Source organism: Hydrogenovibrio sp. (genome assembly GCF_049975065.1).
GTDB lineage: Bacteria > Pseudomonadota > Gammaproteobacteria > Thiomicrospirales > Thiomicrospiraceae > Hydrogenovibrio.
In genome coordinates, this window is sequence record NZ_JBNGDN010000081.1 from 1 (window position 1) to 9,257 (window position 9,257).

At 51.7% G+C, this 9,257-nt stretch carries 11 protein-coding genes; 4 read left to right on the plus strand and 7 right to left on the minus strand.

Going from position 1 to position 9,257, the window contains the following annotated elements:
• Positions 1-603 (plus strand): carbonic anhydrase (locus ACP5D0_RS08775; RefSeq protein WP_472365344.1); only part of this gene is annotated, 603 nt, incomplete at its 5' end.
• Here ACP5D0_RS08775 and ACP5D0_RS08780 read toward each other — a convergent pair.
• The 5 genes from ACP5D0_RS08780 to clpB form a co-directional block, all read right to left on the minus strand.
• Positions 600-1,013 carry a hypothetical protein gene (locus ACP5D0_RS08780; protein WP_472365346.1) on the minus strand — a complete coding sequence of 138 codons (414 nt, stop codon included), beginning with the start codon at positions 1,011-1,013 and terminating at the stop codon, positions 600-602. The two genes, ACP5D0_RS08775 and ACP5D0_RS08780, sit on opposite strands and share 4 nt — an antisense overlap.
• Before the next feature lie 108 nt (positions 1,014-1,121).
• On the minus strand, positions 1,122-1,376 hold the full coding sequence (locus tag ACP5D0_RS08785; RefSeq protein WP_472365347.1) for a hypothetical protein: 255 nt from the start codon (positions 1,374-1,376) through the stop codon (positions 1,122-1,124).
• Between the two features lie 174 nt (positions 1,377-1,550).
• Positions 1,551-1,862 carry a type II toxin-antitoxin system PemK/MazF family toxin gene (locus tag ACP5D0_RS08790; RefSeq protein ID WP_472365348.1) on the minus strand — a complete coding sequence of 104 codons (312 nt, stop codon included), beginning with the start codon at positions 1,860-1,862 and terminating at the stop codon, positions 1,551-1,553.
• Positions 1,859-2,098 carry a DUF2281 domain-containing protein gene (locus ACP5D0_RS08795; protein WP_472365349.1) on the minus strand — a complete coding sequence of 80 codons (240 nt, stop codon included), beginning with the start codon at positions 2,096-2,098 and terminating at the stop codon, positions 1,859-1,861. Before ACP5D0_RS08795 ends, ACP5D0_RS08790 begins: the two co-directional genes overlap by 4 nt.
• A gap of 196 nt (positions 2,099-2,294) precedes the next feature.
• Positions 2,295-4,859, minus strand: a complete 2,565-nt coding sequence (gene clpB / locus ACP5D0_RS08800; protein WP_472365351.1) for an ATP-dependent chaperone ClpB — start codon at positions 4,857-4,859, stop codon at positions 2,295-2,297.
• A gap of 209 nt (positions 4,860-5,068) precedes the next feature.
• Here clpB and ACP5D0_RS08805 point away from each other — a divergent pair, with 209 nt between their 5' ends.
• Genes ACP5D0_RS08805 through ACP5D0_RS08815 form a run of 3 tightly spaced genes read left to right on the plus strand, consistent with a single transcriptional unit; the run spans position 5,069 to position 7,888 of the window.
• The gene (locus tag ACP5D0_RS08805) at positions 5,069-6,370 is read left to right on the plus strand and encodes a sensor domain-containing diguanylate cyclase (protein ID WP_472365353.1); all 1,302 of its coding nucleotides are present in this window, start codon (positions 5,069-5,071) and stop codon (positions 6,368-6,370) included.
• 33 nt (positions 6,371-6,403) lie between these two features.
• Positions 6,404-7,237, plus strand: coding sequence for a YdcF family protein (locus ACP5D0_RS08810; protein WP_472365354.1), 834 nt, complete (start codon positions 6,404-6,406; stop codon positions 7,235-7,237).
• A 45-nt stretch (positions 7,238-7,282) separates the two neighbouring features.
• Positions 7,283-7,888: a flavin reductase family protein gene (locus ACP5D0_RS08815; RefSeq protein ID WP_472365355.1), complete on the plus strand. Its 606-nt coding sequence runs from the start codon at positions 7,283-7,285 to the stop codon at positions 7,886-7,888.
• A 169-nt stretch (positions 7,889-8,057) separates the two neighbouring features.
• On the opposite strand, the gene ACP5D0_RS08820 is transcribed toward ACP5D0_RS08815, so the two are convergent.
• Entirely contained in the window at positions 8,058-8,501 is a 444-nt protein-coding gene (locus ACP5D0_RS08820) for a helix-turn-helix domain-containing protein (protein WP_472365356.1), read from the minus strand.
• Positions 8,502-8,538: 37 nt separating this feature from the next.
• Positions 8,539-9,012: a virulence RhuM family protein gene (locus ACP5D0_RS08825; RefSeq protein ID WP_472365357.1), complete on the minus strand. Its 474-nt coding sequence runs from the start codon at positions 9,010-9,012 to the stop codon at positions 8,539-8,541.
• Positions 9,013-9,257 lie beyond the last annotated feature (245 nt).

Below are 9,257 nucleotides of genomic sequence, written 5' to 3' on the forward strand. Positions count from 1 at the left end.
GAATGGGTGGACGAAGTCAATGCCGAACGCCCCCATTTCTTCGAAACCCTCTCCCAACAACAAAAACCCGAATACTTATGGATCGGTTGCTCCGACAGCCGCGTGCCGGCCAACCAACTGGTGAAAATGGACCCCGGCACGATCTTCGTGCACCGCAACATTGCCAATCTGGTGAACTCCAGCGACATGAATGTACTGTCCGTCATCCAATATGCGGTGGAAGTGCTCAAGGTCAAGCACATTATCGTCAACGGACACCACGGCTGCGGTGGCGTCATGGCCTCGCTGGAAGAAGGCAACCCCAGCCTGATCGACCACTGGGTGCGCCCGATTCGAAAATACTACCAGCGCAACCAAGCCCAACTGGACGCCATGCCCTATGAAGAAAAAGTGAATCGGTTGTGTGAAATCAATGTGGAAGAACAGGTGCGCAATATCTGCCATATTCCGGCGGTGCGCAACGCTTGGAAAAAGGGGCAATGCCTCGCCATCCACGGGTTTATCTACAATATCAAAGACGGTCGTTTGAAAAACCTAAACATCAGCATCGACAACCTCGACGCCGCTGAAGACGCCGTGCTGCGCGCCTGCAATCATAACTAATTTCGCTCTTCGCGTCCCGCCAGAAACGCCTGCATCAACGCCTGATGCAGGTCGGAATCCGGCTGCAACCTAACCCCCAGACACGACTCGGCAATCACAGCCAAACGCTCAAACGCCTTCTGTGCCAGCCAGTGCGCCCGAAAGCCTTCAAAATCAAACGTGCCACTCTCGGCATCCAAAAATGCTCCCGCCTCACCGGTCGGATGAGTAAAAACCGGCTCCGAGACTTCCATCACTTCCAACTCGTAAGAATAAGCCCCGATACCGTTTTCCTGCGCCACCCGTTTTACCAGGTCTGGCCATTCACCCGTACCGCGCTGTGCCCAATCGTCCAAATCCAAACGACTGGCCGGTTCAAATAACTGCCCTTTAAAATGAAACGGAATTTTAACCTCAATGCTACTGTTCAAGCCCTAGCCTCCTAACCCGAAAAACGAACCGAATACCTAACCGATCATTATACCCTTTTCACCAGGCCTGGCCATTTGTCGGATTTCGCAGTCGTGCGGGCGAACGCATTATGACGGCAGGCGCGTTGGAATCCAAATCGGCACATCACAGCCTGGCTGCGCACACATCGAATTCATCGGGCACTGAGCGCACACCTTCTGCACACAGCTTTTCAGACAGGCCTGGCGAATCATCGCTTTCGTCTCGGGATCGGACGCATGAATATCCGCCCCACACAACACCCCGCTTTGCATTAATTCCAATAGTTTATCCCAATCCAAATCAACCGTGACACGCGCTTGGCTCTCAATCGCTCGACTCATGACCCGTTCCTCAAGAAAATATTAATAATAACAATTATCATTTTACTTATCACAAACCAGAAGTCAATTTAATCACCCAGACAAGGTGATATTACCCAGGCCTGGTCAAACCCACTTATCATCTAGAACGAAGTCCACCGCTGTCAGCGATCAGCCAGTCACTCAGCCTGTATTTTAGCGCCACAAGCCTTTCGTGATGAATCGAGCCAATTTTCCTAATAAAAGGCTCCCGTCCAATACCGCTAAGCGGGATAACCTTATGACACTGGTCACTTTCAAGCCCGTGCGCTCAAACTCTGGGTCTTTATCATCCAGCACCCAGTCTAAATTTTCGTGGTATTGATGGATTTGAGACGAAATCACACAAACAAGCCAATCATCATGTTTTTGATCGAGGCGGCGCAATAGTAACACTGGGCGACGCTTACTGTTCGTTAGATCGGTGAATGGAAATGGCATCAAGGCAATCTGGCCTTCACACTTCATGACCAGCGCTCTTTCAGGTCATCATCATGATACATTTCAGGTTCATCCTCTAAACCTCGCATCGCTTGGTCTAAACTCATGCTGAGATAGCTTTCACCCGTCCAAGGTGCCACGCCCTTCAACTCGGCATCTGAACGAGCATAGCGGGATTCCAAAAAAGAGATAAAATCAATCACCTCTTCACGCTTATCACGGGGCAATCGATTTATTTTTTCCAGCAAAGACAGTTCGTGCATTACGACCTCCTAGATAATGGTCAAAACCAAAGCATCACTCAAAAACCCACAATTATCAGTTTAAACCTTAAACCGGTTTATTTCACCAAACGGCGTTGTTTTTAGCGATAAAAAAACCCGCTCGGCCAAGCCTGAGCGGGTTATGGGCGGGTTATATATCCGGTGATTTTGTTCGCCGAATCACGGCTGAGTCACCTCAGTGAAAATCGATTTCGCCGTCCGTCAAACCGATATGAACCGTGTCGCCCGCGGCAAACTCGCCTTTCAACAAACGTTGCGCCAAGGGGTTTTCCACCAATTGTTGCACCGCACGCTTCAAAGGTCGCGCGCCATAGACCGGATCGAAACCGGCCTCACCGATTTTATCCAGCACACTGCCCGCGATTTCCAATTGCAAATCGTTGTCCGCCAGTCGCGCACGCAGATGGTTCAACTGAATATCGGCAATCGCACGAATTTGCGCCTGATCCAATGGATGGAACACCACGATGTCGTCAATCCGGTTAATGAATTCCGGGCGGAAATGACTACCGACCACTTCCATAACATCCTGCTTCATTTCATCGTAGGTCGCCGTGGCGGCTTTTTCCTGAATAATGTGCGAGCCCAGGTTGGACGTCATCACAATCACCGTGTTTTTGAAATCCACCGTGCGCCCTTGGCCATCGGTCAAACGACCGTCATCCAGCACTTGCAACAGGATGTTGAACACATCCGGATGCGCTTTTTCCACCTCATCCAGCAAAATCACCGAATAGGGTTTACGGCGCACCGCTTCCGTTAAGTAACCGCCCTGTTCATAACCGACATAGCCCGGAGGCGCACCGATCAAACGCGCCACGGAATGTTTTTCCATAAACTCCGACATATCCAAACGCACAATGGCATCCTGAGTATCGAACAGAAAATCGGCCAAGGCTTTGGTCAGCTCGGTTTTCCCGACCCCGGTCGGCCCCAGGAACAGGAAAGATCCGTTCGGACGGTTCGGGTCCGACAAACCGGCGCGGGAACGGCGAATCGCATCCGACACCGCCGACACCGCTTCCTGCTGGCCAATGACCTTCGCGCCCAAGGCTTCTTCCATGCGCAACAATTTATCGCGCTCACCTTCCAACATTCTGGAAATCGGAATCCCGGTCCAACGCGCCACCACTTCGGCGATTTCTTCCTCCGTGACCTTATTGCGCAATAAATGCACCTGGCCTTCGGCTTCATTTTCCGCTTCTTCCGCCGCTTTGATTTTGGCTTCCAAATCCGGAATCACGCCGTATTGCAGCTCCGACATACGTGCCAAGTTGCCCTCACGGTGCGCCGCTTCCATTTCAATCCGTGCTTTATCGAGTTCTTCTTTATACTGCTTGGCACCTTGCAGCGCCGCCTTATCTTTTTTCCAAATTTCTTCCAGGTCAGCGTATTCTTTTTCCATCTCGTCGATGGATTCTTGCAAGACGTTTAGGCGTTTTTTCGAGGCGTCATCCTTTTCCTTTTTCAAGGCTTCACGTTCGATTTTCAATTGAATCAAACGGCGATCCAGCTTGTCCATTTGCTCCGGTTTGGAGTCGATTTCCATGCGGATGCGCGAGGCGGCTTCATCAATCAAGTCGATGGCTTTATCCGGCAATTGTCGATCAGCAATGTAACGCTGCGACAGATGCGCCGCTGCAATAATCGCCGGGTCGGTAATCGCCACGCCGTGATGCACTTCGTAACGCTCTTTCAAACCGCGCAAAATGGCAATGGTGTCTTCTTCGCTCGGTTCGTCCACAATCACTTTCTGGAAACGGCGTTCCAGCGCGGCGTCTTTTTCAATATTTTCACGATATTCGTCCAGCGTGGTGGCCCCGATACAGTGCAGTTCACCGCGAGCCAAAGCCGGTTTCAACATATTTCCGGCATCCATCGAGCCTTCGGTTTTACCGGCACCGACCATGGTGTGGATTTCGTCGATAAACAGAATGACCGCGCCTTCTTGTTTTTCCAAGTCTTTTAACAAGGCTTTTAAACGCTCTTCAAATTCACCGCGATATTTCGCGCCCGCCAAGAGTCCAGCCAAATCCAGCGACAATAGCTTTTTGTTTTTCAGGCCTTCCGGCACTTCGCCATTCACAATGCGTTGTGCCAAACCTTCCACAATCGCGGTTTTACCCACACCTGGCTCCCCGATCAGCACCGGGTTATTTTTCGTACGGCGCTGCAACACCTGAACGGCACGGCGAATCTCGTCATCCCGTCCAATCACCGGGTCCAGCTTACCGCTGCGCGCCCGTTCGGTTAAATCCAGCGTGTATTTATCCAACGCCTGTCTGTTTTCTTCCGCATTTGGGTCTTGCACGGTTTCGCCTCCTCTCACCTGGTCAATGGCTGCTTCGATCGCCTGTTCCGTCGCGCCCGCCTGCTTCAACACATCCTTGATCGAATCGTTGGACTGCAAAGCGGCTAAATAAAACAATTCACTGGCAATGTACGCATCGCCACGTTTCTGCGCCAGCTGGTTCATTAAATTCAACACGCGCCCACTGTTTTGCGACAGTTGCACATCGCCGCCATGCCCGGATACTTTCGGCAGGCCTGGCAGTTTTTCATCCACCGCCCGCTTTAACTGGGCGACGTTCACCCCCGCCAACTGCAACAAAGACGTTTGCTCCGCCATCATCGCCGCCAAAATATGCACCGGCTCGATAAACTGATTCCCCAAGCCCAGCGCCATCGACTGCGCCTGACTGAGAACCGACTGAAATTGTGACGTAAATTTATCCATCATCTGCTTAAACTCCTAAACCAAACCCCACCGCTCACAAGGCAGCAGGATGCAACTGAATTAATTTAAAAATAAGGGCTTAAACCATTTTTTCAAGTTGATAAAATAATAATATAGTTAAATTTACGCCCACATCGTATAAGATACCTTTATGATAACCGTGATAAACGACCAAGCTCTCGACCACTCAAAGCGGCGACCCACAAAAAGCTATGACAAAAACCACAGCGCCTACACCACCTGAACTGGAAACCCTCTTCGACCACTTGGCCGATGCCATCTATCTGCTGGACCCGGAAACCTCCCACATTCTGTGGTGCAACCGCGCCGGATTTGAAGATTTGGGTTACAACCGCGAAGAAGTGTTAAATCATTCCGTACTGTCGCTGCAAAAAGACGTGGTCGGCCAGCCGCAATGGGATGAAATGGTGCAAGTCATTCAGGCGCACAAAGCCTACACCTTCGTGGGACGCCACCGCCACAAAAACGGCGGCGACATCGCCGTGGAAGTGGTCACCACCCATTTCGAACACCAGGGCAAAACCTACTTTCTCTCCAGCGCGCGCAATGTCAATAAGCGCCTGGCGTTTGAAAAAGACCTGCAAACCCGCGAAGACAGTGTCTGGTTTGCGCTCAATGAAGCCCTGGACGGCCTGTGGGAATGGGACATCGAAACCGATTATGTGTTTTTCAGCCCCCAGCTCAAAAAAATGCTCGGCTACGGCCCGGACGAAATGGCACCCAATGTGAAAACCTGGACGCAAAACATCCACCCGGATGACCTGCAAATGGTGCTGCAAGCCATGCAAGACTACCATCACGGCATCCGCAGTGTTTATGAAGTCGAATACCGCCTGCGCAATCGCAACGGTCATTATTTATGGGTACATGATCGCGGCAAAACCTGTCAGTTCGATGCCCAGAATCAACCCCTGCGCATGGTCGGCATGGTGCAAGACATCACCGACCGCAAACACCTGCAATTCCAGCTGGAAGACCTTGCAGCGCACGACGTACTCACCCAACTGCCCAACCGACGCGAAGGCGAAAAACAGGCCCAACGCCAACTGGCGCTCGCCAAGCGCAATCAGCGCCCCATGAGCCTGGCCGTGGTGGACTTTGACGACTTCAAAAACATCAACGACATGTACGGACACCAAAAGGGCGACGACGCCATTGTGTTCGGTGCGCAACAACTGGAAAACGCCCTGCGCGAAACCGACATCATCTACCGCTGGGGCGGCGAAGAATTTGTCATTATCTTTCCCAACACCCCGCTCAACAACACCCAGGCCATCAGCGAAAAACTCCACCGAACCTTTCGCGAGGCGGACTGGCGAAGCCTTGGCATCCTGCCGTTTACCCTCAGCATCGGCATTGCGGGCTACCCGGAAAACGGCGACACCTTTGCCCAACTCTTTGCCGAGGCCGATAAGGCTGTTTTCGTCGCCAAAGAAACCGGGCGAGACCAAACCATCTTGGCCACCGACTTGCTTGAAACCGGCACCACCTAGCCAAAGCACAACAAAAGGGGCTTAAAAGGTCTTATGGATAACGTCTTTTTCATTCTCTCAAAAATCGGTTGGGCACTGCTCAGCCCCGCCAACCTGCTGATGTTATTCACCCTCATGGGCGTGCTGTTTTTAGCGTTTCACCGCATTCAAACCGCCAAAATCATCCTCATTCCCACCGCCCTAGCCGCTTTAGTGGTTCTGGCCTACCCAATCGGCGACCACCTCATTCAACCGCTGGAAAAACGCTACAGCAAACCCGACACCTTGCCGGAAAACATCGACGGCATTCTCGTCCTCGGCGGCGGCGAAGATCTCAAACGCAGCCTCAGCTGGCAAACCGCCGAACTCGGCCTGGCCGGTGACCGCTACATCGCCACCAAACAACTTGCGATGCACTACCCAGACGCCCCCATTCTCTTCACCGGTGGCAGCGGCAGCGTGCAACTGCAACACAGCGACAAAGAAGGCCATCTCGCCCAACAACTGTTCAACGCCCTCGACATCCGCCCAGATCGCATCACCATCGAAACCGAAGCGCGCAACACCTACGAAAACTTCCGCAATATCCACCTGCAACTGCCGCAGCCCAAGGGCAACTACCTGCTGGTCACCTCGGCCTACCACATGCCCCGCGCCGTTGGCGTCGCCAACAAACAAGGGATCAACGTCACCCCCTATCCGGTGGATTACCGCTCCAACAGCGACGAATACCGACAGATGAATCTCGACTTTTACGACCACCTAAAAACACTGGAACCCGCATGGAAGGAATGGATCGGCCTCACCGCCTACTACTGGACAGGGAGAAGTTCAGACTGGTTCCCCAAACCCAAGTCCCACCCATCAAAGGCTGCAAACGGCTCCTGATGCGTGACGACATCCCAATCCACTTCTAAACCAAGAGGAAACCCCATGCAACACGACATTCAACAACTCCCCCCACAAGACCGATACAAACTGCTGGTTGGCGGCATCATCCCACGCCCCATCGCCTGGGTCAGCACCCTCAGCGCCAACGGCACCCACAACCTCGCGCCCTACTCCTTCTTCAGTGTCGCCAGCGTCACCCCGCCGGTGCTCACCCTTACCCACGTCATGCCGCAAACCCAGCAGGAAAAAGACACCTTGCGCAACCTCAAAGACACCGGCGACGCCGTGGTCAACATCGTCAGCGCCAACATGGCCGACAAAATGAACGCCACCGCCGCCGTCCACCCCAACGACGTCAGCGAATTCGAACTCGCCCAAGTCACCGCCTGCGACAGCCAAACCGTGCAAGCCAAAAGCGTTGCCGATGCCCAAGTACGCTACGAATGCCGACTGCGCGACCTCATCACCCTGGCCGACACCCCAACCGGCGGCACCCTCATCCTGCTGGACGTCACACACGTTTACACCTGCGACAGCGTCATGGAAAACGGCCACATCAACCCTGAAAAACTCGACACCATCGGCAAGCTCGGCGGCGACCTCTACGCCACCACCCGCGACCGCTTCTCACTGGCACGCCCACACTGACCCGAAAAGCGCCCAATACAACCAAATGCAAAAACGCCCAGGCCTGGTCAAATCCAGGCCTGGGCGTTTACCGAATCCAGCACACCAACACCATTAACGCGTTTCACCAGGTCTGGCGAAAACCGCATTATGACGACAAGAACCCAATTCAGATAATTCTAGACAGACTTCAGTCTTCATAATTTGAGTATTGCAATTGAATTTTAAACCCACAAGCCTGAGCGTATTTTTGCAACAACCTCCAGCTCGCCTTGGTGTTTCCAGATAGCAACCGACTGACAATACTTTTTTGAGACCCCATTTTTTCAGCAATTTCTTCCAGCGTTAAACCCGCCTGTTGGCGCATATCAATTAAAGCTTCGATCAGCTTAAATTCGTCTTCAAGCGCAGCGTACTCCTTTTTTAAATTTGGGTTTTTAAACGCTTCTTTTTTGAACTCATCTAACGTCATCATTTCCATATTCAAACCCCCTTTAACCCATCTTGCGGTCGGATAAAAAGCCGTATCATCTGCATTCTGACAACCGTTGTTTAGTCTGTGATCAATTCTCGACACGTATTGGCATGATGTTGAAGCAATATACTCACCAGGAAATGCTACAAAAAGTTCCATTTTGGAACATACCACACAGGAGACGTAGCCCCCTCTCTCACCCCGGAATGCTACAATCAACAACCGCAAGCCGCCTTATTGGAGTGTCAACACTTTTGCGTACCAGTTGAAGGGCTTGCTCTAATGCTTGGGCGTTGTCTTCAAATCGTTGTTGATTAAGGGTGTATCCTTGCAGAAGGTGTTGTTTAAGCGTTTGCGTTGCCCATATTCTAAATTGCGTGCCACGTTGAGATTTAACACGATAACCGACCGAAATGATGACATCCAGCGAGTAAAAAGCCACTGGTTTATCTGAATTTGCAATATGCATTTTTTGCATATTGCTTTGCTTTTCCAGCTCGCCCTCTTTGAAGACATTATTAATATGTCTTGAAATAACCGATTGGTCGCGTCCAAACAAATCCATCATTTGAGCTTGCGTCAGCCAAGCCGATTCATCGTTAAAAGTGACCTCAAGGCTCACCTGCCCGTCAGGTGTGGTGAATAACTGCAACTCGTTTTTAACTGCCATGAATCACCCCTTTTTAAGATTTTTTATTTGATTGATAACCCAGCCAATCGTTGTAACTCAGCTGTGATCAACCGGCCGCTGATTCGTTGATGTTTTGACCAGGCCTGGTTATTTTGCCCAAGGTATTTGGCTTATGACAATGACATAGCCGTAAGAATTTTTGACTATAGCACAATGCAAAAAGGTTGAAAAGCGTGCGGTTTTTTTCGGAAGGTTGTGCGGGATCAAATCGCCCAGGCCTGGGC